Consider the following 24,765-nt stretch of genomic DNA (forward strand, 5'->3'; position numbering starts at 1 on the left):
TCCGGCTGGGCGGCGGCGGCGCTGGGCTTCACGCTGGAGAACATCGCCCTGATCATCACCGGCGCCCTGGTCGGGTCGTCGGGCGCGATCCTCAGCTACATCATGTGTAAGGGGATGAACCGCAGCTTCGTCAGCGTCATCCTGGGCGGCTTCGGCGCCGAGGCGGGCGCGGCGGCGGGCGGCGGGGCGGTCGAGACGCGGCCGGTCAAACAGGGCTCGGCCGAGGACGCCGCCTTCATCATGAAGAACGCCTCCAAGGTCATCATCGTGCCCGGCTACGGCATGGCGGTGGCCCAGGCCCAGCACGCCCTTCGCGAAATGGCCGACACGCTGAAGGAAGAGGGCGTCGAGGTGAAATACGCCATCCACCCCGTCGCGGGCCGGATGCCGGGGCATATGAACGTCCTGCTGGCCGAGGCCAACGTGCCCTATGACGAGGTGTTCGAGCTGGAGGACATCAACAGCGAGTTCGCCTCGGCGGACGTGGCCTTCGTCATCGGCGCCAACGACGTGACCAATCCGGCGGCCAAGACCGATCCGCAATCGCCCATCTACGGCATGCCGGTGCTGGACGTGGAGAAGGCGGGCACGGTCCTGTTCATCAAGCGGTCGATGGGCAGCGGCTATGCGGGGGTCGAGAACGAGCTGTTCTTCCGCGACAACACCATGATGCTGTTCGCCGACGCCAAGAAGATGGTCGAAGGGATCGTGAAGGCCCTTTGACGTTCGTGCGCGAGAACCCTTCGCGCGGCGGTGCGTTGGCTTGCGACGCTCAACCTGAGCTGTGGAGAGATCATGACCGCATTCCAAGGACTGAAAACCGTCGCCGTGCTGGGCGTCCTGGCCGGACTGGCCGCTTGCGGTCAGGCGGAGAAGACGGCCGAGAAGGCTGACGCCCCCGCCGAGGCGACCCAGGCGGCGGCTGAGGCCGCGCCCGCAACGGGCGGCGCGCCGACCATCGACCAGATGATGGGCGTGCAGGTGGCCTATCTGGAATCCAAGCTGGGTCCGGCCCGCACGGTTCAGGACAAGGAACGCACCTATGAGATCGGCGGCTGCACGGTCCGCGTCCGCGCCGAGAGCGACGAGGTCGTCGGCTACGCCGTGCCGATGACGCCGGCCTGCTCGACCCAGGCGCTGGCGGCGCTGAAGGACTATAATCTGCCGCAGAAGATCGACCTGACCATGGGCGAGTTCGCCGCCGCGCGCGGCAACGCCGATTTCAAGGCCGACTGCCTGATGCTGTGCGGCAATGCGGCCGATCCCTGGCTCTATCTGGAAAGCGCCGGCCCGCGCGTCTCGCCGGGCATTCGCACCTCGGCCGTGATGGTCAGCGACGCCACGATCGACGCCTCCTTCCGCATCCGCGACGCTATCAAGGCGGCCAAGGGCGAGGACTATGTGATCGACACGACCTTTAACTGCAGCGCGGACTTCGACCAAATGGCGGTGCGCGAGCTGAAGGCCGTCCGCATCGACGAGATCGAGGTCGGCTACGTCCCCTACGGCCGCTGCTGAGGGCGACGCGATGAAGCGCGGCGCGGTTTGGCGCATCGGGGCGGCGCTGGGGACGGCGGCCGTCGTCCTGGCGGCGTGCTCGGCGATGATCCCGGTCAACATCAGCGGCGGGCTGGAACGGCCGGTCGCGACCTTCGGCGTCGATCCCGCCAAGCCCGAGAAGGCCTGCCTGGGCGGCATCGCCGTGCATGAGCGGTCGAACGCCATGATGCGCCCGGTCTGGTCGATCGAGGCGCGCGGCCGCGACTGCCGGGGCCTGAGGCAGGTGGTCTATGGCGAGACGCCCGAGGGGTTCGAAACGACGGTAGAGGCGGCGGCGCTGAAACCGGGCGTGCGATACGCGATCGTCGGCTACGGCCTGACCGGCGGGCCGTTGAGCCGCGTGCCCTGGCGCGGCGGGGATGAGGTGGTGTTCGAGAATGGTCAGTGGCGTCCGGCAGGCGGGCTGTCCGCTGCTGTCGGGCAGGAGCCGTAGGCCTCACTATACGGGCGATCGAAGCAGGCGACGAAGCCGTCGAGAACCTTGAGGTTGACCGGCCATTCCAGATCGAAGCCGTACTGTGCCTTGAAACGCGCTGCCGCCTGATCAAAATCGGGCGGCTTGGGCAGGGCGGCCAGCCGCTCTCTTGCGGCGATCAGGCCTGCGCGGTCCTGGTGAAGGAAGGCGATGGTCCCAAGCGCATAATCGGAAAAGCCACTGCGAGACATGTCAGGATTCACTCCGGCCATCATCAGCCGCGTCGCCGCCTGCGTCTGGCCCAGCCCCGCACGGAGCTGGCCCTCATGCCAGTAGTTGGTGTGGAGTTCGCTCGGCGTTAGGTCGCTCCAACGCGCCTTGCGATAGTCGGCCAGCAGGTCAGCGGCGACGGCTGCGCATTCGGGCTTTTCAGCCAAGGGGCGCCAGCCGCCCTGAATATCCTGGTCAAAGGCGGCGGGCGGCAGCGCGAGAAGCGCCGCCCGATCGTGAGAGCAGGTCTCGCTGACTGAAGAAGGCGCGGACTGTGCGATAGCCAGCGACATGAGAACGATCAGCATTGAGAGCCCCCTGAACGTCTGGTCATGAGAACGATGTTCTGTGTTTGAAATGTGGCTGTATTGCAGGGGGCATTGGCCTGACAGGCGAAGCGCGCCATCAAGCGCTTCGCGTTCGTGTCGAACCTCCGTGGCTGGCGAGGGGAAGTGGATTTCACTGTGGATGAGGTCGTCGAGAACCTGGGGCTGCGGCCGCTGGTCGAGGGCGGCTGGGGGCGGCCCATGGCGGGGGCGGACGCCGCCGCGCGCGGTGAGGCGGTCGGCGCCTATCGCCTGCTGACGCCCGAGGCGTCGGACGACTGGCGCGCCACCGAAGCCGAGGAGCTGTGGACCGCCTATATGGGCGCGGCGCTTCAGGTCGAGCTGGCCACGGAGACGGGCGTGCGGCGCGAGACCCTGGCGGCCGGATCGGGTCAGTGGGTCACGGTTCCCGCGGGCGGCTGGCTGAGAACGCGCGCGCTCGGCGGATGGTGTCTGGCGGGGCGGATCGGACAGGCGCAAGGTGGCGGCCTGTCCTGAGCGGGAGGCCGGGAATGAGCGAACCGAAGACCAAGCCCACCGACGCCTCGGTTGAGGATTTTCTGGCGGCGGTCGAACCGGCGCGGCGACGCGAGGAGGGGCGGACGCTCTGCGCCCTGATGCAGGCGGTTTCGGGCGAGGCGCCGGTGATGTGGGGGCCGTCCATCGTCGGCTTCGGCCGCTACGCCAACGTCACCGCCGACGGCAAGAGCGCCGACTGGCCGCGCATGGGCTTCTCGCCGCGCAAGGCGGCGCTGACCCTCTATCTCGCCTCGACGCCGCAGACGGAGGCGATGCTGGCGCGGCTGGGTCCGCACACGACCAGTGTGGCCTGCCTCTACATCAAGCGGCTGGATCAGGCGGACATGGGCGTGCTGCGCGCGCTCTGCGTCGCCAGTTGGGACGAGATGAAACGCCGCTATCCGTGATTGGCTTGCCGACGGCGGCGAACCGATTATAGCGGATTCATGCGCACCTTTCTGATCGCCGCCTCCGCCCTGCTGTCCGCCTGCGCCCTGGCGCCGCTGGCCGCCGCCGAAACGCCGGTCCAGCCGGTCGACCTGCTGCTGACCTCGGCCACGGTGGTTGATGTCGAGAAGGGGACGACGACGCCGGATCAGCTGGTCGCCGTGCGCGGCGGCGACATCGTGGCCGTGGGGCCTGAGGGCGAGGCGGGCCGCTATCGGGCCGCGCGGACCCAGGATCTGGGCGACCGCTACGTCATGCCGGGCCTGTGGGACATGCACGTTCACTTCGGCGGCGGCGAGACCCTGATCGAGGAGAACGCCGAGCTGATGCCGCTGTTCGTGGTCAACGGCGTGGTGGCGGTGCGCGACGCGGCGGGCGACCTGGCGCAGCAGGTGCTGGACTGGCGCGATACGCCGCCGACCGCCGATGCGCCGCGCATCTTCACCTCCGGCCCCAAGATCGAGGGCATCGCCCCCGTCTGGAAGGGTGTGATCGAGACCGGCAGCGAGGCGGACGTGGACGCCGCCCTGGACCGGCTTCAGGCCCTGCGCGTCGACTTCGTCAAGATCACCGACAACACCCTGACGCCCGAGCTCTTCCTCTACGCCGTGCGCGAGGCGAAGAAGCGGGGCATGAAGACCTCGGCCCACATTCCGGCCAGCATCACCGTGCTGACGGCGGCCGAGGCGGGCCTGTCGTCGATCGAACACCTCGACTACGCCATGAAGGCGGGATCGCGCGATGAAGCCGCCATCGCGGCCGACTATTTGGCGGGCAAATACACTTACGCCCAGACCATGCGCCGCTACGCCGACACCTTCGACGTTGAGACGGCGCGCCGGGTCTATGCGCGGCTGGCGGAGCTGGGCACGGCCGTGTCGCCGACCCTCTACGGCTCGACCACCCTGGCCAATCTGGACAAGGACGACCATTCGCACGACGACGGCCTGGCCTATGTCGGGCCGGGCATCCGGGCGACCTATGACTGGCGCGTCCAGCGCGCCGCCCAGGCTACGCCGCAGCAGGTCGAGGACCGCCACTTCGTCAAGGACGTCACCGCACGCACCCTGCCCATGCTGCGCGACGCGGGCGTGACCATTCTGACCGGGACGGACGCGGGCTTCCTCAACTCGTTCAACTATCCGGGCTTTTCGCTGCACGACGAGCTGGAGCTCTATGTGTCGCTGGGTCTGACGCCGCGCGAAGCCCTGGCGGGCTCGGTCGTGGACGGACCGCGCTTCCTGAACCAGGGCGAGCGTTACGGCGCGGTGGCGGCGGGCAAGTCGGCCGATCTGCTGGTGCTGGAAGCTGACCCGCTGGCTGACGTCAGCGCCACGCGCGACGCCGAGGCCGTGGTGCTGCGCGGCCGCCTGATCGACGCGGCTGAGCTGGAGCGGATGCGCGCCGAGATCCGCGCGCGGGTCGCGGCGCGCAACGCCAGCTTTACGCCTTCGCCAGCGTCCTGACCTTGAAGGCGACCCAGATCAGCAGCAGGCCGAACAGTACGGCCCAGGTCGCGATCAACCACAGCAGGCCGATGGCCCCGGCGCCGGGCATGAAGACCAGGATCAGGCCGAAGATCACCGACAGGGCGCCGGCGGCGCCCAGCGTCCACTCATTGGCGATCTCGTTACGCAGGCGGATGGCGCCGATGATCTCGAGCACGCCGCGCAGGATCGACCAGAAGCCGATCAGATAGACCAGGACCAGGGCCGTCAGACCCGGCCAGGCGAAGACGATGACGGCGGTCAGAATGCTGACCACGCCGCCCAGGGCCAGCCACCAGCGGGGGACCATGCCGCCGCCGCGGATCGCCGCGATCAAGGCCAGAATCCCGTCTGCCAGGGCGTAGATCCCATAGACCATGATCAGGGTCAGCAGGCTGATCTGCGGCCAGACGAAGGTCAGCACGCCGAAGGCCACGGCGGCGATCCCGCGCAACAACAACAGCCACCACGACCGATGCAGGGCGGATTTGACGAAGCCTTCCAGTGAAGGCGCGGCGTTGGACGACGTCATGAGTTCAGCTCCCCTTGGGCGTGGCGGCGATACGGCCACGCTGGGCCAACGCGGGCGCGTGGGGGAGGGTTCCTCAACCTGCTTTCCCGCTCAGGCCGCCGCGCGCCAGTCGGAGCGGGCGTTGAACGGCGGGGTGTGGAACTCGTCCCACAGGGCGTCTTCGTTGGTGTAGCGGCTGGTCGAGGCGCTGATGACGTCCACGACCTGTTCCTCCTGACGGTCCCAGATGACGGCCAGATCGCTCTCGGTTTCGCACGGCACGATCATGTAGCGGTCGGCGAAGGTCTTGCGGGCGGGCTTTTGAACCGTCGGGGTGCGGGCGAAGGCCATGTCGTGATCTCCTGAAGCGATTGCCTCTTGCTGATGATGAGAGGATGCGACAGCATTGCGCCAGTTTCGGACGTATCTCTGTGGAGAAGTCATTTGCGGCACGACAAGGCGGCCCTGGTCATCGATCTGGCGCGGGGCATGGCGGCCAGCGCCGAGGGGCTGACGCTGAACGAGATGGCGGCCCAGTTGAACGTCGGGCGCCGCACGGCCGAGCGGATGCGCGACGCCGTGCTGATGCTGTTCCCGCAGGTCGAGGAGGTGTCGGATCCGCCGACCAAGCGCTGGCGCATCCGGGGCGGGCTGTCGGCCTTTGAACAGGCGCCGACGGCGACCGAGATGCTGGAGCTGACCAAGGCGGCGGCGGCCCTGCGCGCGGCGGGCGAACCGGCGCGGGCGGCGGCGCTGGAAAGCCTTGAGCGCAAGGTGAAGGCGGCGATGCGTTCGACCACATTGAACCGTATGGCGCCCGATCTGGAGGCCCTGGTCCGGGCCGAGACCATCGCCGTCCAGGCTGGGCCGCGCCCCAGCGCCGATGAGACGGTGCTGGCCGAGATTCGCGGGGCGGTGCTGGCCGAGCGGCCGCTGAACTTCATCTACGCCCGGCCCGGCGCCGAGGCGCGCACACGCACCATGACGCCGTGCGGCCTGATGTTCGGGCGGGCCAACTATCTGGTGGCCGCCGACCGCGAGAGCGGGCGCATCCAGACCTTCCGTCTGGACCGGATGAGCGCGGTCGAGGCGGGCGAAGGGACGGCCCGCCCGCCCGCCGATTTCGATCTGGGGGCCTTCGCCAGCCAGTCCTTCGGCATCTATCAGGACGAGATCGAGGAGGTCGCCGTCCGTATCACGCCCGAGGGCGCGGATGAGGCGCGCGGCTGGCGCTGGCACCCGACCCAGACGATCGAGGATCAGGCCGACGGATCAGTCGTGGTGCGGTTCCGCGCCTCGGGCATGCGCGAACTGGCCTGGCACCTGTTCACCTGGGGCGAGCGGGCGACCATCCTGGGGCCCGAGCGGCTGAAGGCGGTGATGGCCGAGGAGCTTGCTGCGGCGGGCCGCGCCCTCGAACGGGCGTAAAGCTGAGCAAAGCGTAAGATGACGGGCGGCGAATGGAAGCGTTAGCTTATCCCCTCCGCCGTCATCCTCGGGCTTGACCCGAGGATCCATAAACACGCCGGTTCGCGTCTGGGCGCGACGGTTGAACGTCTTGCCGTCGAGGGTCTGGATCCTCGGGTCAAGCCCGAGGATGACGGCGGACTATACAGAACGGGAGCCGTGCGTGCGTCTGAAAGTCCTGTCCACGGCGGCCGTCGCGGCCGCCATCCTGCTGACCGCCTGCGCCGCGAGCCCTGCGCCCGGCCCCTGGAACGTCGAGGCGGCGCCGCAGGTGACGGTGACGCGCGAGGATGGGCGGTTGTCCGTCGACTATGTCTTCAATCGCGACGCCGTGGTCTGGGCCTTCATGGACTCGGCGCTGATTTCGGAGGTGCGCGAGCCGTGGCGGCCGCGTCAGTGGACGGTCGAGACGCCCGGCGTGGTGATGGAGCGACGCGGCCACTACGACATCATCCGCAGCATGGACGGCGGCCCGGTGCCGCGCCATGTCCGTTTCAGCGTGACGCCCAAGGCGGTCGAACTGGAGGCGGAATACAAGACCCTGGTCTTTTCGGACGGGGCGGTGGCCCTGCCGACGCGGCAGATGGACGTCTTCGCCCTCGGCTCGCCCGAGGCGGCGGAGGCGATGCCGGCGGATCTCAACGGCGTCAATCTGGACGGCGGGGCGTCGCGCGTGACTTGGCGCGACCTGGACGGGCCGGTGCTGTTCAACGGCGAGCGCCACGCGGAACTGACAACGACGGGCGAGCGGTCCTATGTCCTGCTGGGACAGGCCCGGGTGACGCCGGGCGAGGGGCTGACCACGGTCATGGACCCCAATCTGCCGCCCTGGATCGGCGAGAAGATCCGCGACTTCGCCCCGCGCGTGGGCCAGTTCTACCTGCAACGCCTGGGACGGCCCGGCTCGGGCGGCGACAATCCGGTGGTCATGGTGTCGTGGAACGGCCCGACCGAGCGGATGACCAGCATGGGCGGCAGCGTCCTGCCCGGCCTGATCGTCATGTCGTTCGAGGGGACCGGCGTGACCCGGCCGACGGCGGAGATGGAGCGGGTGTCCCGCTGGTTCATCGGCCATGAGAGCGCCCACTTCTGGCTGGGCCAGACCGTGAGGTACGAATTCGCCCGCGACGCCTGGATCACTGAGGGTGGGGCCGATCTGATGGCGGTGCGGGCGCTGAAGGCGCTGGACCCGGCCTATGACGACCGCAAGGCCCTGCAGGAAGAGGTCGACGACTGCGTGACCCTGAGCCAGGGACGCGGCGTGGCCGAGGCGGGCGAGCGCGGCGAGCACCGCGCCTATTACGCCTGCGGCGCGGTCTTCGCCATGACGGCTGAGGGGGCGCAGAAGCGGCGCGACGGCGGCGATTGGTTCGGCTTCCTGCGGCCTCTGCTGGACGCCAACCGCCGGGACGGGGTGTTGAGCCGCGCCGAATGGCTGAACGCCCTGACGCGCGTTTCGGGCGATCCGACGCTGGCGGCCGACATCGGGCGGATGCTGGATCAGGGCGCGGCCGATCCGTCCGCCGAGATCGCCGGCCTGTTCCGCCGCGCGGGCGTGCCGCACCGGGTCGAGGGCGGTCGCGTCATTCTGATGAACTGATCGGGCGAATTGATCCTGCTCAAGGCGCGGAACGGCGTTTGGCGCGTTGATGGGGCGTATCCTGAAACAGGAGGCCGCCATGCCCTGGACCAGTCTGATCGTCTATGTCGACGATGAAGCCGACAACCCCGCCCGCCTGACCGAAGCCTGCGCCTTGGCCAGCGCGCATGGGGCGCGGCTGATCGGGGTGTCGGGCTGCGCGCCCGAGACGCCGGTGGCCGACGCCTATGGGGCGGGCATACTGCTGGGCGAGGTGATGGCGGCCCAGCAGGCGCGCAACGAAACCACGCTGAAGTCGGCCGAGCAGCGGTTCCGCGGCGCGATTGAGGCGGCGGGCGTCGAGGGCGAGTGGCGCGGCGACGTCGGCGATCCGACGGGCCTGACGCTGGGCTGCCTGCGGGCGGCGGACGCGGCTCTGGTCGGGCGCGACGCGGGCGGGGCCAGCGCCTGGCGCGCGCCGCACCCGGCGGACCTGGCCATGCGCGCGGGACGGCCGGTGGTGGTGCTGCCACCCAACCCGATACGTTCGATGGTGGATGCGCCGGTGCTGCTGGCCTGGACCGACACGCGCGAGAGCCGCCTGGCGGCGCAGGCCGCCCTGCCCCTGTTGAAACGCGCCGACGGGGTGCGTGTGGTCGAGCTGTGCGACCCGGACGATACGGACGGCGCCCGCTTGCGGACGCAGGATGTCGCGCGCTGGCTGGCAGGGCACGGCGTCGCCGCCGAGCCGGACGCTCGCGCCCACGACGACCGCACGCACGGCCGTCGCCTGATCGGCTGCGCCGATGAGATGGGGGCGGGGCTCATGGTCTCCGGCGCTTGGGGGCATGCGCGGATGCGGCAATGGATCTTCGGCGGGGTGACGCAGACCTTGCTGAACGAAGCGCCCGTGGCGCTGATGCTGGCGCACTGACTTTCCTTCTCCCCTTTGTAGGAGAAGGAGAAATTAGGCGAACGGGTAGGGGCTGACCGACTTGGACCAGTCGTCAACCGTTAGGGCGCGGCCGACCGGCGGGGCGGCGCGTTCGGCGCAGGGGTGGCGCTCGCACAGGCGGCAGGCGGGGCCGATGGGGGTGACCTCGGGTTTCTGCAGGTCCAGGCCGCGCGCATAGATCAGGCGGTGGGCGTGTTTCAGTTCGCAGCCGAGGCCGATGGCGAGGTCATGCCCCTCGGTGAAGGCGTCCTGACCCTGGCGGTCGACGGTGCGGGCCAGGGTGAACCAGCGGCCGCCGTCGGGAGTCTCAATGATCTGGGTGACGATGCGGCCCGGCGTGCGGAAGGCCGAGTGCAGCCGCCAGCGCGGACAGGCGCCGCCGAAGCGCGAGAAGGGAAAGGCTCCGGAGGCGTAACGCTTGGACACATTGCCCGCCTGATCCACCCGCATCAGGAAGAAGGGCACGCCGCGCGCCGTCTGCCGCGACAGGGTGGTCAGCCGGTGGGCGGCCTGCTCGAAGCCGACGCCGAAGCGGGCCTGGAGCCGGGCCAAGTCGTAGCCGGTTTCCTCGGCCGTGCGCTGGAAGGCGGCGTAGGGCATCAGCACGGCGGCGGCCAGGGTGTTGGCCAGCGAGGCCTTCAGCAGGTTGCGCGTCGGGGCGTCGGGGGCGTTCGCTGCGTCTGTCAGGGTCTGAAGTTCGGCGCCGTGCTCCATCAGGGCCAGTTGGTTGGCGACGGCGAAGGCGCGCGACGACGGGCCGAGCGCATCGGACAGCAGCAGCCGCCCCCGGTGTGGGTCAAAGCGGCGGGTCCACTCGACCATGACCTCGGCGGGCAGGGTGCGGACCGTCAGGCCGTGGCGGGCGAACAGGCGCGCGCGAGTCAGGGCCTCGAAGCCTTCGTCGGGGGCGGGGGCTTCGGCGCGCAGGGCGTCGTGCAGGGCCTCGCCCAGGGCGTCGAGATCGGGGAAGTGGTTGTGGCGGGACTGGACGTATTCGCGCACCCATTCAGACGGGCTGTCGGTCGGGGCGGCGCCGCCGCCCGCCTCGACCTCAGCGCGGTCGCGCACGCGGCGGTCGGTGAAGGCGCGATAGAGGCGCAGCACGGCGTCGGCGGCGGCGGGCTGATCCTCGGCCAGTTGCATGATCTCGTGGCGGGGCACGGCCAGCCCCTGAAGCAGGGGGTCGGCGAAGACTTCGGCCAGTTCCGCCTCTGACGCCGGGCCGCCGGACTGGCCCAGATTGCGCAGGTCGACGTCATAGGTCTCGGCCAGCCGCAGCAGCAGCTGGGCCGAGACCGGCCGCTGGTTGCGCTCGATATGGTTCAGATAGGACGGCGAGACGCCCAGATCCGCCGCCATCGCCGTCTGTGACAGATCAAGGTCGCGCCGCAGCCGCTTGAGGCGGCCGCCCAGAAACAGCTTGCGATCAACGGCGGCGTTCATGGCGCGATCATGTCACATCATGACTTTCTGACAAGTGTCATGATGTGACTGTTTGACTTGAATAATGCGGCCGTCGCTGTGTCAATCGTGACGACGGCGTGTTCAGGTCTTCGGGACGGCGGCCCATTCTTCCTTCTTGGGGCCGCGCCTTATCGAGACCGAGACGAACATGACGACCTTCGCCGATCTGGTTCCTTCGCCCGCCGGCCGTTTCGACGGCATTGAGCGCCCTTATTCGCCGGAAGACGTCCTGCGTCTGCGCGGCTCGGTGCCGGTCACCCATACGCTGGCCGAGCGCGGCGCCAACCGCCTGTGGGAGCTGCTGCACAGCGAGCCCTATATCAACGCCCTGGGCGCCGTGACCGGCAATCAGGCGATGCAGATGGTCCGCGCGGGCCTGAAGGCGATCTATCTGTCGGGCTGGCAGGTCGCGGCCGACGCCAATACGGCCAGCGCCATGTATCCGGACCAGTCGCTGTATCCGGCCAACGCCGCGCCGGAACTGTGCCGCCGCATCAACCGCACCCTGCAGCGCGCCGATCAGATCGAGCACGCCGAGGGCGGCGCCAAGCGCGACTGGTTCGCCCCCATCGTCGCCGACGCCGAGGCCGGTTTCGGCGGACCGCTGAACAGCTTCGAGATCATGAAGGCCTTCATCGAGGCGGGCGCCGCGGGCGTCCACTTCGAGGACCAGCTGGCGTCCGAGAAGAAGTGCGGCCACCTGGGCGGCAAGGTGCTGATCCCGACCCAGGCGCATGAGCGCAACCTGATCGCGGCGCGCCTTGCGGCCGACGTCTGCGGCACGCCGACCCTGACGGTGGCGCGCACCGACGCCGAGTCGGCCCAGTTGATCACCTCGGACATCGACGAGAGGGACCACCCCTTCATCGACCGCGAGAACCGTACGCCCGAGGGCTTCTATCGTCTGAAGCCGGGCACGGGTCTGGATCACTGCATCGCACGCGGCCTGTCCTATGCGAAATACGCTGACCTGCTGTGGTGGGAGACGTCACACCCCGATCTGGACGACGCCAAGAAGTTCGCCGAGGCGGTCCAGAAGGAGCATCCGGGCAAGCTGATGGCCTACAACTGCTCGCCCTCGTTCAACTGGGAAGCCAAGCTGGACAAGGACACCATCGCCAAGTTCCAGCGCGAGCTGGGGGCCATGGGCTACAAGTTCCAGTTCGTGACGCTGGCAGGCTTCCACAGCCTGAACAACGGCATGTTTGAGCTGGCCTCGGGCTACCGCGATCGCGGTATGGCGGCCTATTCGGAGCTGCAACAGCGCGAGTTCGCCAACGAGGCGATCGGCTACACCGCCACGCGCCACCAGCGCGAGGTCGGCACCGGCTATTTCGACGATGTCGCCACGGTCATCTCCTCGGGCCAGTCCTCGACGACGGCCCTGAAAGACTCGACCGAAACCGCCCAGTTCCACGCCGCCTGAGTTCCACGCCTCACAGGAAAGGAAATGACATGGAGCCCATGACCCGTCCGCAAGCCATCATCGACTTCTGCCTGGCGCCGCTGGCGCTGGACGGAGCGAGCGAGGCCGAGCGCGAGGTGCGCCGCCGTCTGGAGCACGTGCTCAAGACCTTCGAGGCCAAGGCGGTCCGTCCGCTGAGCGTGGATTTCTCGACCATGCCCAGCCAGGTCATCAACGAGGCGGCGCACGGCTACGAGTGAGCCGCGTCGGCATTGAAAGAAGGAGACCTCAGGCCGCGAATTCCGCGGCCTGAGGCGTCTGTGCCGTCAGGTCCGAGACCATGGCCAGCAGGTCTTCGACGCTGAAGGGCTTGGCCATATGGCGGTCGGCGCCGGCGGCCAGGGCCTCGTCCAGATGCTGGGCCAGGGCGTTGGCGGTCAGCATGACCACGGGAACGTGCGGCAGGCCCATGACCGTCTCGTGCAGGCGGATTTCCCGCACGGCGGACAGGCCGTCCATGACCGGCATCTGCATGTCCATCAGCACCAGGTCGAAGGTCTGGGCGCGATAGGCCTCGACCGCCTGGGCGCCGTTTTCGACCGAGACGAGATCGAAGGCGGTGCTGTCCAGGATCAGCTCGACGACGCGGCGATTGGTCGGATGATCGTCGGCGGCCAGGATACGCAGGCGGCGCGGCGCGGCTTCTGCGGCCGGCGCGGCGGCGACCGCGTCCTTCGGGGCGGGGCGAAGGGGGACGGGCGGCGCCTGGGCCGGCTTGAGCGGCAGGCTGAGAATGAAGGCGGCGCCCGCGCCCGGCTCGCTCTCGCAACCCAGGTCGCCGCCCATCATGGCCGCCAGCTCGCGGCAGATCGCCAGTCCCAGGCCCGAACCGCCGTAGTGGCGGGTGATGTCGCCGTCGGCCTGTTCAAAGCGGTGGAACAGGCGGGGCTGTGTTTGGGGGTGGAAGCCGAACCCGGGGTCCTGGACCCCGAAGCGCAGGGGCTGGGGGGCCTCGGCGGGGACGGGGGCGCCGGTGAGGGTGAGGGGGGGGGGGGGGGGGAGAGTGGGGGGGNNTGATGTCGCCGTCGGCATGTTCAAAGCGGTTGAACAGGCGGGCCTGTGTTTGGGCGTCGAAGCCGATCCCGGTGTCCTGGACCACGAAGCGCAGGGTCTGGGGCGCCTCGGCCGGGACGGCGTCGACGGTCAGGCTGACGAAGCCGGAGGCGGTGAACTTGACGGCGTTGGAGACGAGGTTGGTCAGCACCTGCTTCAGGCGTACCGGATCGCCATAGGTCCAGACCTGGGCCTCGGGCGCGACCTCGACAATGAACTGCAGGCCCTTGTCCCTGGCGGCGGCGGCGTAGAGGAGGGCGGCTTCCTCCACCGTGCGGGCCAGGTCGAGCGGTTCCTCCTTCAGCTCCAGTCGACCGGATTCGACGCGGGCCAGATCCAGAATGTCGCTGAGGAGGGTCTGGAGAGTGCGGCTTGACGACTGTATCAGCTCGAGCATTTCCTGCTGGTGCTGCGACAGTTCGGTGCGCGTCAGCGCCTGGGCCACGCCGATCACGCCGTTCAGGGGCGTGCGGATTTCATGGCTCATATTGGCCAGGAAGCGGCTCTTGGCGCGATTGGCGGCGTCGGCGGCGTCGCGCGCCTCGGCCAGGGCGTCGGCGTTGCGCTTCAGGTCGCTGATGTCCGAGCAGACGGTGACGGCGCCGCCGCCGACGGTGGGGCGGTCCTGGACGCGCAACCAGCGGCCGGCGACTTGCATTTCGCGCGGCGCGAGGAGCGTTCGGCGGCTGGTCAAGCGCTCCGAGATCCAGGCTTCTTCGCGACCGATGGCGTCGGCGTAGACGCCGGCCCTGATGCCGACCTCGAGCACTTCGCGGAAGGAGACGCCGGGCCGCAGCACGGGGGCCAGATGCGGGTGAATCTCGCTGTAGCGCTGATTCCACATGACGAGGCGATCATCGGCGTCATAGACGCCGACGCCGTCGGGCATGGCCTGGACGGCTTCCAGAAGCTGCCCCAGGACGCTGCGTCGCGACCACCAGATCATGCCGGTGAAGAAGGCGGCCACGCTGAGGGTCAGAGCCACGCCGAGGGCGATCCACAAGGTGACGACGGCGGCGCTCGCCCCTTGGCTGAGAAGCACGCCTGGCGCGGGGGTTAGGCTTACCGCCGTCATGGCGACGAAGTGCAGCCAGGCGACGCCGCCGGAAGACAGGGCCGTGGCGGCGGCCAGACCGCGCCACTTGTTCATCGCAGGCAGCCAGGCGACCGCGCTGAACAGGACAAGCGCGCCCGCCACGGCCAGAACGACCCGCGGCGCGTTCCAGGTCAGGACCGCCCCGGACAGGCGCATCGCATCCATGCCGACGAAATGCATGGCGGCGACTCCGGCCGTGATGACGGCGCCGGCGGACAGGGCGGAGCGGCGCCGCCAGCCTGCCTCGGTCGCGCCGATCAGATGCAACTGCATGGCGACCCAGAAGGCGGCCGTGACGATCACCAGCGACAGGAAGGTCTGCAAGGGATCGTAGCGGATATCCACCCCAACGTCGTAGGCCAGCATGGCGATGAAGTGGGTCGTCCACACGCCCAGTCCGGCGACCAGCGGCGCCGACAGGGTGTAGGGACGACGCGCACGGGGCGACAGGCGACGGGCGCGTTCGGACAGAAGCAGGGCGATGCCGATGCTGAAGACGCAAGCCAGGATGGCCAGGGAGGCGATTCGCCAGTCGTGGCGTTCAACCAGACAGCTCAGAACGCCGCCCATCATGATGCTCCCTCAGCCCCTAGCCGTTCCGCCGTAAATCCGTGAAGAAACCAAGCTACACATCCCGTGCGTCGATCCGGCCGACTCAGCGGGCTGCCGACGAACCATAGGTCGTGCTGCTGAATAATGAGATAACGTCGGTCTAGATGCCTTACGATCACTCTCCGTCACCTGTCGCGCCTACGGCGTCGTCCCGGCTGTGGACCGCCGGCGCCAGCGGAGGCGTCGCCATCCTGGTGATGGCGGTCCTGGCGGTGATGAAGCCGGAGCTGGCGGGCTGGCTGGCGGCGGGGGCCGTCGCGGTCGCGCTGGCGACCTGGCTGGTGAACCGCAATCCGCCGGCGGCCGCCGATGAGATGGAATTCGAGCCGGGCGCGGTCGATCTGGGGCCTGATGCGGCCCTGCTGGGCGATGTGTTCGAGGCGCTGGACGATCCCTTGCTGATCATCAGCGGCGGCGAGGCGGACGACATCGCCGGACGCCGCATCGCCCTGGCCAATGCGGCGGCGCGCGAGTTGTTCAAGCTGAACGGGACGGGCGGGGGGTTGCTGGTCTCGGTGCTGCGCGAGCCGCGCGTGCTGGAGGCGGTGGACGAGGCTCTGTTCGAAGGCGTCGGCGCCGAGGTCGATTATGTCGGCGGCGGCGTTCAGGAGCGGCACTGGCGAGCCTTCGTGCGTCCTCTGCCGACGCGCGAGGCTTCGGCCTGGGGCGGCGGGGCGCTGACGCTGCTGGCGCTGCGCGACGAGACGGACGTGCGCCGCATGGAGAAGATGCGCGTCGACTTCCTGGCCAACGCCAGCCACGAACTGCGCACGCCGCTGGCGTCGCTGTCGGGGTTCATCGAGACGCTGAAGGGCCACGCCAAGGACGACCCCAAGGCGCGCGACAAATTCCTCGACATCATGGCGGTGCAGGCTGACCGGATGCGGCGGCTGGTCGCCGATCTGCTGTCGCTGAGCCGGATCGAGCTGAACGAACACATCGCGCCCCTGGGCCGGGTCAACCTGGCGCGGGCGACGGCCGATGTGGTCGATGCGGTCAGCGTCATCTCCAGCGAGCGGCAGGTGACGATCCGTGCGGAGCTGCCGCACGGCGGCGCGGCCGTGACCGGCGACCGGGACGAGATCGCCCAGGTGGTGCAGAACCTGATCGACAACGCTCTGAAATATTCCAGCGCAGGCGGGACCATCGAGGTCGGCATCGAGATCGACCGCACCCTGGACGAGGCCATGGCGGCGCGGATGAGCGAGGGCAACCGCCTGTCCCTGGCGACCCCCGACCGCGAGACGGGCCAGCGCTACGCCGTCGTCACCGTGCGCGACCACGGGCCGGGCATGGCGCGCGAGCACCTGCCGCGCCTGACGGAGCGATTCTATCGCGTCGAGGGCCAGAAGAGCGGCGATCGGCAGGGCACGGGCCTGGGCCTGGCCATCGTGCGCCACATCATCATCCGCCACCGGGGCGGCCTGTCCGTGGACAGCGCGCCGGGGCATGGGGCGATCTTCGCGGCCTGTTTCCCCCTGGCTCCGCCATCCGAAGCGTGAAGTCCGGGTTCGGACCGATCGTCATGGACCTGCGACATTGCGGCTGGGCGTCGTAACAGAACTGTCATCCAGTCGTCTTAATCCGCTGACGTATCGCAGGCAGTTTCCCGGCCGAAACGCACCGAACCCGGCGCGTTCCTGATTCCTGCGCTGATCGGACCGGATGATCTGGATTTTCCTGCTGCTGCTGATCGCCTTCGCCGTCCTGGCCTATGTGGCCGGGCGGGCCTTGGCCGTTCGCCGGAGCCAGGGGGCGAAGTCGCATTCGCGTCCTGGCCAACACGGGCTTTACGCCCTGATCTGGGTCGGGGTTCCGGCGCTGGCGATGCTGATCGCCGCCTCGGTCTTCTCGACCTCCATCGAGCAGCAGATGATGCGGGCGGGCGCGCCTGACAGCGTCACCCAGCTGGAGCCGTTCCGCCGTGAGGCCTTCTTCGCCGACGCCCGTCTGGTCGGGGCGGGGCAGGAGGCGCGCCAGATCTGGCCCGCGCCCTATGCCGAAGAGCTGCCGGCCGAGGGGCGTCGCGCCCACCGCATCGCCGCGGCCCTGAACTGGGGCGGGGGCGTCGCCGCCCTGATCGCCGCCGTGCTGGGCGGCCTGTTCGTCTTCACCCGCATCCGCCCGGACCTGCGCGCGCGCAACAAGGTCGAGGGCTGGATCACCGGCGTGCTGTTCGCCTGTTCGGCGGTGGCGGTGCTGACCACGGTCGGCATCATCTTCTCGCTGGTGATCGATTCCTTGCGCTTCTTCAGCATGGTGCCGATCACCGAGTTCCTGTTCGGGACCAAGTGGAGCCCGCAGATCGCCATCCGCGCGGATCAGGTCGGGTCGTCGGGCGCCTTCGGGGCCGTGCCGCTGTTCGCGGGCACCTTCCTGATCATGGCCATCGCCATGGCGGTGGCGGCGCCGATCGGCCTGTTCTCGGCGGTCTATCTGTCGGAGTATTCGGGCAAGAAGACCCGCGCCCTGGTCAAGCCGGCGCTGGAAGTCCTGGCGGGCGTGCCGACCGTGGTCTACGGCTTCTTCGCCGCCTTGACGGTGGGTCCGGCGCTGCGCGTCTTCTTCAACGGCATCGGCGACATGCTGATCGGCGGGCCGTTCAACGATCTGGGCCTCTATCTGTCGCTGGTCCAGAACCAGATGGCCCTGGTGGCGGGCGCGGTCATGGGGATCATGCTGATCCCCTTCGTCAGCTCCCTGTCGGACGACATTCTGAACGCCGTGCCGCAGTCGCTGCGCGACGGCTCCTACGCCATGGGCGCCACCAAGTCCGAGACGATCAAGAAGGTGCTGCTGCCCGCCGCCCTGCCGGGCGTCGCCGGGGCTCTGCTGCTGGCCGTGTCGCGCGCCATCGGCGAGACCATGATCGTGACCATGGCCGCCGGCCTGGCCGCCAAGCTGACCCTGAATCCGCTGGAGACGGTCACGACCGTCACCGTCCAGATCGTCACCCTGCTGACCGGCGACCAGGAGTTCAACAGTCCCAAGACCCTGGCCGCCTTCGGCCTGGGCCTGACGCTGTTCGTGGTCACGCTGATGCTGAACATCGTCGCCATGCGCATCGTGCAAGCCTATCGGGAACAGTATGACTGACGCCGCCTCTCCCTCGACCGGCGTCAGCCCGCGCACCCAGCGCCTGAAGAGCCGCCTGCGCGCCCGCTATGCGCGTGAGACCCGCTTCCGCTGGTACGGCCGCGCGGCCATCGGCGTGGCCCTGACCTTCCTGGTGATCCTGCTCGGCAGCATCGTCACCCAGGGCTACACCGCCTTCTACGCCCATACCGTGACCCTGCCGGTCTATATGGACCCGGCGCGGATCGACCGTTCCTATCCGCAGGGCGCCAATTTCGAGCAGATCGTCGCCGAGCAGCAGATCCGCCGCCTGGGAATCCAGGACGATGAACAGGGCGCCAAGGCCTCGGCCATGAAGGCCCTGCTGTCCTCGGAGCTGAAGTTCCAGGCCGCCAAGATGATCGCGCGCCAGCCCGGCCTGCTGGGCCAGACCGTTCCGGTCGCCGCGCCGCTGTCGGACGACGCCGAGATGTATCTGAAGGGCAAGATCACCCGCGATCAGCCCGAGGACCAACGCCGCGTCACCAATGAGCAGATGGACTGGCTGGACCGGATGAAGGCCTCGGGCGCGGTGCGCGCCCACTTCAACGCGGCCCTGTTCACCAAGGGCGACTCGACCCAGCCGGAGCTGGCGGGCCTGCTGGGCGCCGTGGTCGGTTCAGCCCTGATGCTGATGGTGACGGCTCTGATCGCCATTCCGGTCGGCGTCGGCGCCGCCGTCTGGCTGGAGGAGTATTCCCCCCGCAATCGCATCACGGCGATCATCGAGGTCAACATCAACAACCTGGCCGCCGTGCCGTCCATCGTCTACGGCCTGCTGGGTCTGGCGCTGTTCATCAACTTCATGCACCTGCCGCGCGCCAGTCCGCTGGTCGGGGGCCTGGTGCTGGCGCTGATGGCCCTGCCTACCATCATCATCGCCACCCGCTCGTCGCTGAAGGCGGTTCCGCCGTCGATCCGCGAGGCGGCCCTGGCCATGGGCGCCAGCCGCACCCAGACGGTGTTCGGCCACGTCCTGCCGCTGGCCATGCCCGGCGTGATGACCGGCGCCATCATCTCCATGGCCCACGCGCTCGGCGAGACGGCGCCCCTGCTGCTGATCGGCATGATCAGCTTCGTGCCGGGCGTGCCGCACGCCATAGACGAGCCTGTCGGCGCCCTGCCGTCGCTGATCTACATCTGGGAGAATGCGTCCGAGCGCGCCTTCCACGAACGGACGGCGGCCGCCATCCTTGTCCTTCTCGCCTTCATGATCGTCATGAACGCCGCCGCAGTCTTGCTGCGCCGTCGCTTCGAACGCCGGTGGTAAATCTTATGAAGTCCCGCATCTTCCGCGCTCCCGACGGCTCTTCGACCGGCGCTGCCTCCTCTGAAGCCGCCACCCTGTCGACCGCCCCGGCCGTCGGCGCCCACGCCTCGGCGCCGCTGGGCCCGATCAAGATCGCCGCGCGCGACGTCTGCGTCTTCTATGGCGAGAAGCAGGCCCTGTTCGACGTCTCGCTGGAGATTCCGGACAAGACGGTGACGGCGCTGATCGGTCCGTCGGGCTGCGGCAAGTCGACCTTCCTGCGGACCATGAACCGCATGAACGACACCATCCCCGGCACTCGCGTGACCGGCCGGATCGACATGGACGGCGCGGACATCAACGACAAGAAGATCGACCCGGTTCTGCTGCGCGCCCAGGTCGGCATGGTGTTCCAGAAGCCGAACCCCTTCCCCAAGTCGATCTATGAGAACGTGGCCTATGGGCCCAAGATCCACGGCCTGGCCTCGACCAAGGGCGAGATGGACGAGATCGTCCAGAAGTCTCTGAAGCGCGCCGGTCTGTGGGACGAGGTCGCCGACCGCCTGCACTCGCCGGGCACCGGTTTGTCGGGCGGCCAGCAGCAGCGTCTGGTCATCGCCCGCGCCATCGCGGTCGAACCCGAAGTCATCCTGATGGACGAGCCCTGCTCGGCGCTGGACCCGATCGCCACGGCCAAGATCGAGGAGCTGATCGACGAACTGCGCGAGCGCTACTGCATCGTCATCGTCACCCACTCGATGGCGCAGGCGGCGCGGGTGTCGCAGCGCACGGCCTTCTTCCACATGGGCAAGCTGGTCGAGACCGGCGACACCGAAGAGATCTTCACCAACCCGCGCGAAAAGCGCACGCTCGATTACATCACCGGCCGCTTCGGCTGAGGACGCGACGATGAACCAGCATACGGTCAAGGCTTACGGCGACGAGCTGAACCAGTTGACGGCCGAGGTGGTCCGCATGGGCGGCCTGGCCGAGGCGCAGGTGGCGGACGCCATCGAATCCGTCGCCCGCCGCGACGTGGCTCTGGCCAAGGCGGTGGTCGAGCGCGACAACCGCCTGGACGCCCTGCATCGCGACATCGAGAAGAAGGCCATCCGCCTGATCGCCCTGCGCCAGCCGGTCGCCAGCGACCTGCGCCGGACGCTGGGGGCGATGAAGCTGGCTTCGGACCTGGAGCGGACCGGCGATCTGGCCAAGAACATCGCCAAGCGGGCGCTGATCCTGGCCGAGGCCGAGCCGATGCAGCCGCTGACCCGCTCGATCGAGCGGATGGGGCGGCTGGTGTCGAACCGCCTGCGCGACGTGCTGGACGCCTATACGGCGTCGGAGATCGAGCGCGCCCTGTCGGTCTGGCAGACCGACGACGAGGTGGACGAGCACTACAACGCCCTGTTCCGCGAACTGCTCACCTATATGATGGGCGACCCGCGCACGATCACGGCCTGCACCCACCTGCTGTTCATGGCCAAGAACCTGGAGCGGATCGGCGACCACGCGACCAATATCGCCGAGACGGTCCACTATGAGATCACGGGCGAGGACATGCTGGGCGAGCGGCCGAAGGCCGTGCCTGGTCCCGGCGAAGAGCCGACGCCGACCCCGCATCTGCCTGCGTCGCCCGACGCGGCGGACGACTGACACCCTACATCGCTGACGACTTCGACGAACCGGAGAGGCTGACGTGCAACCCTATATCCTGGTGATGGAAGACGAGGACGCCCTGGCCACCCTGCTCCAGTACAATCTGGAGAAGGAAGGCTATGACGTGGCCGTCGCCGCCGACGGCGAGGAGGGGATGCTGCAGATCGACGAGCGCACCCCCGACCTGATCCTGCTGGACTGGATGCTGCCCAAGCTGTCGGGCATCGAGGTGTGCCGTCGCGTGCGCGGCCGGGCCGAGACGCGTAACCTGCCGATCATCATGCTGACCGCGCGCGGCGAGGAGACGGACCGCGTGCGCGGTCTGGACACCGGCGCCGACGACTATATGACCAAGCCCTTCTCGATGACGGAGCTGACCGCGCGCATCCGCGCCGTGCTGCGCCGTATCCGTCCGGGTCTGGCCGACGATCGGGTCAATCACGCCGACATCATCATGGACCGCGTCGCCCACCGCGTCAGCCGCGCGGGCCGCGAGGTGCATCTGGGCCCGACGGAGTTCCGCCTGCTGGACCACTTCCTGAAGCATCCGGGCCGGGTGTTCAGCCGTGAACAGCTGCTGGACGCGGTCTGGGGCTCGGACGTCTATGTCGAGGCCCGCACGGTGGACGTCCACGTCGGCCGCCTGCGCAAGGCGCTGAACGTCGAAGGCACGGTCAACCCGATCCGCACCGTGCGTTCGGCGGGCTATTCGCTGGACCTGAATAACTAGGCGGTGACTCCTGCGGCGCGGGCCACGCCGCTCTACGACGCACCACGGCTCCCCATCCCCTGCCGTCATCCTCGGGCTTGACCCGAGGATCCAGCCTTCCGCCTGCACGGCGTTGAACGGGTGAGCGCGCCGTTGCCCTGAATCTTCGGGTCAAGCCCGAAGATGACGGCGTGTAGAGGCGGGAAACGGCGCGGATGGGGCGAAGCCCGGGCGTGTGGCGGCGGGGAGCAGGAGCTTAACTTTTCTTCATCTGCATCCGCTCGCCCCTGCCGCCGCCTCTGAACGACGACGTCGCATCGGGGGAGGGAAGTCATGCCGGACGCAGTGATCGCCATGTTGGGCTGGGTCGGCGCCGTCGCGCTGGCGGCTGGGGCGGCGGCCGTGCTGTCGCGCGGCAAGGTGCGCTGGGGCTGGCTGGTCGCGGGCCTGTTGCTGATGGCGGTCTATGACGTCGTGCTGACGCGCGGCTATGGCCATATCCCGCTGGATTTCGGACTCTCGCGCTGGAACTGGGAGGGCAAGACGCTGGCCGTGCTGCTGTCGCTGGCGGTCGCCAGCCTGCCTGTCGTCGGATGGCGACGCAGCGGCCTGACCCTGCATCAGGACCGGCAGGGGCTGAAGGGGGCGCTGATCCTGTCGGGTCTTCTGGTCCTGCTGTTCCTCGGTCTGGCGATCTGGGCGCCGGGTGAAGTGTTCGACGCCGACAGCCTGGCCTTCCAGCTGACCATGCCGGGGCTGGACGAGGAGATATTCTATCGCGGGGTGCTACTGCTGATCCTGAACGAGGCGTTCGGGCGGCCGGTCCGCGTGCTGGGCGCGCCAATGGGCTGGGGCGCGGTTCTAACGGCGCTGGCGTTCGGCCTGACCCACGCGCTGGGCTATCAGGACGGGGGCTTCACCTTCGACTGGGCGCCGATGGCGACGACGGGGCTGGCGGGCCTGTTGCTGGTCTGGCTGCGTGAGAAGACCGGCAGCGTGCTGCTGCCGGTTCTGCTGCATAACTACGGCAACGCCGTCTTCATGCTGATCTGAGGTATCAGGCCTCGGCCGTCTCCAGCTCGGCCGGGTCGATCTCATAGGCGGTCGAGCAGTATTCGCAGGTCACGCGGATCTTGCCGTCGTCCTCGACCATTTCGGCGCGTTCTTCCGCCGGGAAGGACTGCAGCACACCGGCGATGCGGTCCTTCGAGCAGCGGCAGACGGCGGCCAGGGTCTTGGCGCCTTCCAGCCGCACGCCGTCTTCGTGGAACAGGCGATACAGCAGGGTCTCGGCGCTGATGGTCGGGTCGATCAGCTCGTCGTCGCCCAGGGTGGCGAACAGGGCGCGGGTGCGCTCCCACACCTCTTCAGTCGAGCCGCGCGACTCGTCGCCGGCGATGACCTGGATCATCGCCCCGCCGGCGCGCCAGGTGCGGCCCGCGTCGGTCTCGACCTCGCCGACGGCCAGGCGCACCTTGGTCGGCACCTGTTCGGACTGGGAGAAGTAGTGTTCGGCGCACAGCGACAGGCTCTCGCCCTCGATGGGGGTCACGCCCTGGGTGCGTTCAAAGTCGGCGCCGCGGTCCACCGTCATGATGAAGACGCCGCCGCCCAGCAGGGTCTTGGCGCCGGGGCGGGCGAAGCCTTCGGACGCCTTGGCCACTTCTTCCGGGTCGAAGCGGCAGAAGCCGCGCAGATGGCCGTCCGTGCCGTAGTCGGCGACGACATAGCGCACCGGGCCGTCGCCCTGAGCCTGGACGATCAGGCGACCGTCGAACTTCAGCGCCGAACCGACGATGGCGGCCAGGACGCAGGCCTCGCCCAGCAGGGCGGCGACCGGCTCGGGATAGGCGTGGGCCGACAGGATCTTGTCGACCGCTTCGCCCAGGCGGACCAGGCGGCCGCGCACCGGCCAGCCTTCGATCTGGAAGGCGGCGGCGAAGTCGTCCGTCGGGGCGGCGATGGGGGCGTCGGGCGCGTGATCGGTCACGGCGTGAAATCCTAAAAACTGTCGGAAGCGGCGCAACATAGGGAGCCGAAGCCCGCTTGGTAAGGGGAGGGCGTGTCGCCCGCGCCACGGCCCCGTGCGGTTTAACGTGCGGTTCGGCAAGCTTGACCGGACGCAGGGAACTCTTTGTGCTGAAGCTCGCTCCCTTAGGAACCGAAACCGCTTCCTTCCCCAAGAGGTCTGACATGATGGATCGTGAGTTCAACGTCGTGGACGAGGTCCGCAAACACCCCGGAATCACTGCGGGCGTCGTGGCCGTTCTGGCGGGCGTGGGCCTGGCGACCATCCTGCTGAACCAGCGCTCTGGCCCGACCCGCTATGAACGGATCAAGACGCGCATCGACCCGCGCGGCTGGTTCGACGCCGAGGCCCTGCGCCACCGCTTTGACGACATCGCGCGCGGCGTGCGTGAAGGGGCGGACGATCTGACCCACCGCGCGGCCGATCTGGGCGACTACGCCCAGGAGCGCGCCGGTCGCTTCGGCGCCGAGACGCGCGATCGGGCTGACGAATGGTATCGCCGCACCAAGAAGAAATCGCGCCGTCCGATGCGCCGCTACACCAAGCAGGCGCGCCGCTATGCCGAGGACGCCGGCGACTTCGCCCGCGATCACGCCAAGGAGGGCGGCGCCCTTCTGGCCGTGGCCACCGTCGCCGCAATGATCGGCGCGGCGGCCCTGGAAAGCCGCCGTCGGGGCGGAAACGGCGGCCGCTGAGCCGGTTTTCAGCGGCAAATAGAAAAATCATGCGGAAAGGGGTGCTGCGGCGCCCCTTTTCATTGCTGCGAATGCGAAGAGGGT

The 24,765-nt window shown here is 68.7% G+C and carries 26 protein-coding genes; 19 read left to right on the forward strand and 7 right to left on the reverse strand.

Annotated features, from left to right (window positions below; genetic code table 11):
- The 3 genes from B2Y21_RS12925 to B2Y21_RS12935 all read left to right on the forward strand — a co-directional run.
- Positions 1-723: NAD(P)(+) transhydrogenase (Re/Si-specific) subunit beta (locus B2Y21_RS12925; protein ID WP_292060267.1), on the forward strand; the 723-nt coding region annotated here is incomplete at its 5' end.
- Positions 724-795: 72 nt separating this feature from the next.
- A complete protein-coding gene (locus B2Y21_RS12930; RefSeq protein WP_292060268.1) occupies positions 796-1,518 on the forward strand; it encodes a hypothetical protein in 723 nt (240 codons plus the stop codon).
- Between the two features lie 10 nt (positions 1,519-1,528).
- Complete coding sequence (locus tag B2Y21_RS12935) at positions 1,529-1,993, forward strand: hypothetical protein (RefSeq protein ID WP_292060269.1); 465 nt, start codon at positions 1,529-1,531, stop codon at positions 1,991-1,993.
- Here B2Y21_RS12935 and B2Y21_RS12940 read toward each other — a convergent pair.
- The gene (locus B2Y21_RS12940; RefSeq protein ID WP_292060270.1) at positions 1,942-2,553 is read right to left on the reverse strand and encodes a hypothetical protein; all 612 of its coding nucleotides are present in this window, start codon (positions 2,551-2,553) and stop codon (positions 1,942-1,944) included. The two genes, B2Y21_RS12935 and B2Y21_RS12940, sit on opposite strands and share 52 nt — an antisense overlap.
- 144 nt (positions 2,554-2,697) lie before the next feature.
- On the opposite strand from B2Y21_RS12940, the gene B2Y21_RS12945 reads away from it, so the two are divergent.
- The 3 genes from B2Y21_RS12945 to B2Y21_RS12955 are packed head-to-tail and all read left to right on the forward strand — an operon-like array spanning position 2,698 to position 5,003.
- The gene (locus tag B2Y21_RS12945) at positions 2,698-3,069 is read left to right on the forward strand and encodes a cupin domain-containing protein (protein WP_292060271.1); all 372 of its coding nucleotides are present in this window, start codon (positions 2,698-2,700) and stop codon (positions 3,067-3,069) included.
- A gap of 14 nt (positions 3,070-3,083) precedes the next feature.
- A complete protein-coding gene (locus B2Y21_RS12950; RefSeq protein WP_292060272.1) occupies positions 3,084-3,497 on the forward strand; it encodes a DUF1801 domain-containing protein in 414 nt (137 codons plus the stop codon).
- A 39-nt stretch (positions 3,498-3,536) separates the two neighbouring features.
- Positions 3,537-5,003: an amidohydrolase family protein gene (locus tag B2Y21_RS12955; protein ID WP_292060273.1), complete on the forward strand. Its 1,467-nt coding sequence runs from the start codon at positions 3,537-3,539 to the stop codon at positions 5,001-5,003.
- Here the strand turns inward: B2Y21_RS12955 and B2Y21_RS12960 are convergent.
- Together B2Y21_RS12960 and B2Y21_RS12965 are read right to left on the reverse strand one after the other, a co-directional pair.
- The gene (locus B2Y21_RS12960; RefSeq protein ID WP_292060274.1) at positions 4,981-5,556 is read right to left on the reverse strand and encodes an HdeD family acid-resistance protein; all 576 of its coding nucleotides are present in this window, start codon (positions 5,554-5,556) and stop codon (positions 4,981-4,983) included. The two genes, B2Y21_RS12955 and B2Y21_RS12960, sit on opposite strands and share 23 nt — an antisense overlap.
- A gap of 90 nt (positions 5,557-5,646) precedes the next feature.
- Entirely contained in the window at positions 5,647-5,886 is a 240-nt protein-coding gene (locus B2Y21_RS12965; RefSeq protein ID WP_191743326.1) for a hypothetical protein, read from the reverse strand.
- 93 nt (positions 5,887-5,979) lie between these two features.
- Between B2Y21_RS12965 and B2Y21_RS12970 the strand changes: the two genes are divergently transcribed.
- From B2Y21_RS12970 to B2Y21_RS12980, 3 genes are all read left to right on the forward strand, one after another.
- Complete coding sequence (locus B2Y21_RS12970; RefSeq protein ID WP_292060275.1) at positions 5,980-6,963, forward strand: helix-turn-helix transcriptional regulator; 984 nt, start codon at positions 5,980-5,982, stop codon at positions 6,961-6,963.
- A gap of 202 nt (positions 6,964-7,165) precedes the next feature.
- The gene (locus tag B2Y21_RS12975; RefSeq protein WP_292060276.1) at positions 7,166-8,602 is read left to right on the forward strand and encodes a hypothetical protein; all 1,437 of its coding nucleotides are present in this window, start codon (positions 7,166-7,168) and stop codon (positions 8,600-8,602) included.
- 79 nt (positions 8,603-8,681) lie between these two features.
- Entirely contained in the window at positions 8,682-9,515 is an 834-nt protein-coding gene (locus B2Y21_RS12980; protein WP_292060277.1) for a universal stress protein, read from the forward strand.
- A gap of 33 nt (positions 9,516-9,548) precedes the next feature.
- Here B2Y21_RS12980 and B2Y21_RS12985 read toward each other — a convergent pair whose 3' ends face one another.
- A complete protein-coding gene (locus tag B2Y21_RS12985; RefSeq protein ID WP_292060278.1) occupies positions 9,549-10,979 on the reverse strand; it encodes a helix-turn-helix domain-containing protein in 1,431 nt (476 codons plus the stop codon).
- 169 nt (positions 10,980-11,148) lie between these two features.
- Here B2Y21_RS12985 and aceA point away from each other — a divergent pair, with 169 nt between their 5' ends.
- Both aceA and B2Y21_RS12995 read left to right on the forward strand, forming a co-directional pair.
- The gene (gene aceA / locus B2Y21_RS12990; RefSeq protein WP_292060279.1) at positions 11,149-12,426 is read left to right on the forward strand and encodes an isocitrate lyase; all 1,278 of its coding nucleotides are present in this window, start codon (positions 11,149-11,151) and stop codon (positions 12,424-12,426) included.
- A 29-nt stretch (positions 12,427-12,455) separates the two neighbouring features.
- Positions 12,456-12,665 carry a hypothetical protein gene (locus tag B2Y21_RS12995; protein ID WP_292060280.1) on the forward strand — a complete coding sequence of 70 codons (210 nt, stop codon included), beginning with the start codon at positions 12,456-12,458 and terminating at the stop codon, positions 12,663-12,665.
- Between the two features lie 28 nt (positions 12,666-12,693).
- Here the strand turns inward: B2Y21_RS12995 and B2Y21_RS13000 are convergent, their stop codons facing one another.
- Entirely contained in the window at positions 12,694-13,404 is a 711-nt protein-coding gene (locus B2Y21_RS13000) for an ATP-binding response regulator (protein WP_292060313.1), read from the reverse strand.
- Entirely contained in the window at positions 13,331-15,187 is a 1,857-nt protein-coding gene (locus B2Y21_RS13005) for an MHYT domain-containing protein (RefSeq protein ID WP_422653069.1), read from the reverse strand. Before B2Y21_RS13005 ends, B2Y21_RS13000 begins: the two co-directional genes overlap by 74 nt.
- Before the next feature lie 143 nt (positions 15,188-15,330).
- Here B2Y21_RS13005 and B2Y21_RS13010 point away from each other — a divergent pair, with 143 nt between their 5' ends.
- From B2Y21_RS13010 to B2Y21_RS13040, 7 genes are all read left to right on the forward strand, one after another.
- A complete protein-coding gene (locus B2Y21_RS13010; protein WP_292060282.1) occupies positions 15,331-16,728 on the forward strand; it encodes a sensor histidine kinase in 1,398 nt (465 codons plus the stop codon).
- A 163-nt stretch (positions 16,729-16,891) separates the two neighbouring features.
- Entirely contained in the window at positions 16,892-18,322 is a 1,431-nt protein-coding gene (pstC, locus tag B2Y21_RS13015; RefSeq protein WP_292060283.1) for a phosphate ABC transporter permease subunit PstC, read from the forward strand.
- On the forward strand, positions 18,315-19,610 hold the full coding sequence (gene pstA / locus B2Y21_RS13020; protein WP_200215808.1) for a phosphate ABC transporter permease PstA: 1,296 nt from the start codon (positions 18,315-18,317) through the stop codon (positions 19,608-19,610). Before pstC ends, pstA begins: the two co-directional genes overlap by 8 nt.
- A 5-nt stretch (positions 19,611-19,615) precedes the next feature.
- On the forward strand, positions 19,616-20,488 hold the full coding sequence (pstB, locus tag B2Y21_RS13025; RefSeq protein ID WP_128115911.1) for a phosphate ABC transporter ATP-binding protein PstB: 873 nt from the start codon (positions 19,616-19,618) through the stop codon (positions 20,486-20,488).
- Between the two features lie 10 nt (positions 20,489-20,498).
- Positions 20,499-21,245, forward strand: coding sequence for a phosphate signaling complex protein PhoU (gene phoU / locus B2Y21_RS13030; protein WP_087139817.1), 747 nt, complete (start codon positions 20,499-20,501; stop codon positions 21,243-21,245).
- 43 nt (positions 21,246-21,288) lie between these two features.
- Positions 21,289-21,978 carry a phosphate regulon transcriptional regulator PhoB gene (phoB, locus tag B2Y21_RS13035; protein ID WP_003165711.1) on the forward strand — a complete coding sequence of 230 codons (690 nt, stop codon included), beginning with the start codon at positions 21,289-21,291 and terminating at the stop codon, positions 21,976-21,978.
- 312 nt (positions 21,979-22,290) lie between these two features.
- On the forward strand, positions 22,291-23,010 hold the full coding sequence (locus tag B2Y21_RS13040; protein WP_292060284.1) for a CPBP family intramembrane glutamic endopeptidase, BDIM_20840 family: 720 nt from the start codon (positions 22,291-22,293) through the stop codon (positions 23,008-23,010).
- A gap of 4 nt (positions 23,011-23,014) precedes the next feature.
- On the opposite strand, the gene B2Y21_RS13045 is transcribed toward B2Y21_RS13040, so the two are convergent.
- Positions 23,015-23,947: an Hsp33 family molecular chaperone gene (locus B2Y21_RS13045; RefSeq protein WP_292060285.1), complete on the reverse strand. Its 933-nt coding sequence runs from the start codon at positions 23,945-23,947 to the stop codon at positions 23,015-23,017.
- Between the two features lie 203 nt (positions 23,948-24,150).
- Here B2Y21_RS13045 and B2Y21_RS13050 point away from each other — a divergent pair, with 203 nt between their 5' ends.
- Positions 24,151-24,681, forward strand: a complete 531-nt coding sequence (locus B2Y21_RS13050) for a hypothetical protein (RefSeq protein WP_292060286.1) — start codon at positions 24,151-24,153, stop codon at positions 24,679-24,681.
- Positions 24,682-24,765: the final 84 nt, after the last annotated feature.

This window comes from Brevundimonas sp. UBA5936 (assembly GCA_002430835.1).
Taxonomy (GTDB): Bacteria; Pseudomonadota; Alphaproteobacteria; order Caulobacterales; family Caulobacteraceae; genus Brevundimonas.

What these genes read in the sequence shown, in the direction of transcription:
- B2Y21_RS12930 (WP_292060268.1), top strand. Translation starts at nt 796, where the DNA reads ATGACCGCATTCCAAGGACTGAAAACCGTCGCCGTGCTGGGCGTCCTG.
- B2Y21_RS12935 (WP_292060269.1), top strand. Translation starts at nt 1,529, where the DNA reads ATGAAGCGCGGCGCGGTTTGGCGCATCGGGGCGGCGCTGGGGACGGCG.
- B2Y21_RS12940 (WP_292060270.1), bottom strand. Translation starts at nt 2,553, where the DNA reads ATGCTGATCGTTCTCATGTCGCTGGCTATCGCACAGTCCGCGCCTTCT.
- B2Y21_RS12950 (WP_292060272.1), top strand. Translation starts at nt 3,084, where the DNA reads ATGAGCGAACCGAAGACCAAGCCCACCGACGCCTCGGTTGAGGATTTT.
- B2Y21_RS12955 (WP_292060273.1), top strand. Translation starts at nt 3,537, where the DNA reads ATGCGCACCTTTCTGATCGCCGCCTCCGCCCTGCTGTCCGCCTGCGCC.
- B2Y21_RS12960 (WP_292060274.1), bottom strand. Translation starts at nt 5,556, where the DNA reads ATGACGTCGTCCAACGCCGCGCCTTCACTGGAAGGCTTCGTCAAATCC.
- B2Y21_RS12965 (WP_191743326.1), bottom strand. Translation starts at nt 5,886, where the DNA reads ATGGCCTTCGCCCGCACCCCGACGGTTCAAAAGCCCGCCCGCAAGACC.
- B2Y21_RS12980 (WP_292060277.1), top strand. Translation starts at nt 8,682, where the DNA reads ATGCCCTGGACCAGTCTGATCGTCTATGTCGACGATGAAGCCGACAAC.
- B2Y21_RS12985 (WP_292060278.1), bottom strand. Translation starts at nt 10,979, where the DNA reads ATGAACGCCGCCGTTGATCGCAAGCTGTTTCTGGGCGGCCGCCTCAAG.
- aceA (WP_292060279.1), top strand. Translation starts at nt 11,149, where the DNA reads ATGACGACCTTCGCCGATCTGGTTCCTTCGCCCGCCGGCCGTTTCGAC.
- B2Y21_RS12995 (WP_292060280.1), top strand. Translation starts at nt 12,456, where the DNA reads ATGGAGCCCATGACCCGTCCGCAAGCCATCATCGACTTCTGCCTGGCG.
- B2Y21_RS13010 (WP_292060282.1), top strand. Translation starts at nt 15,331, where the DNA reads ATGCCTTACGATCACTCTCCGTCACCTGTCGCGCCTACGGCGTCGTCC.
- pstC (WP_292060283.1), top strand. Translation starts at nt 16,892, where the DNA reads ATGATCTGGATTTTCCTGCTGCTGCTGATCGCCTTCGCCGTCCTGGCC.
- pstA (WP_200215808.1), top strand. Translation starts at nt 18,315, where the DNA reads ATGACTGACGCCGCCTCTCCCTCGACCGGCGTCAGCCCGCGCACCCAG.
- pstB (WP_128115911.1), top strand. Translation starts at nt 19,616, where the DNA reads ATGAAGTCCCGCATCTTCCGCGCTCCCGACGGCTCTTCGACCGGCGCT.
- phoU (WP_087139817.1), top strand. Translation starts at nt 20,499, where the DNA reads ATGAACCAGCATACGGTCAAGGCTTACGGCGACGAGCTGAACCAGTTG.
- B2Y21_RS13040 (WP_292060284.1), top strand. Translation starts at nt 22,291, where the DNA reads ATGCCGGACGCAGTGATCGCCATGTTGGGCTGGGTCGGCGCCGTCGCG.
- B2Y21_RS13050 (WP_292060286.1), top strand. Translation starts at nt 24,151, where the DNA reads ATGATGGATCGTGAGTTCAACGTCGTGGACGAGGTCCGCAAACACCCC.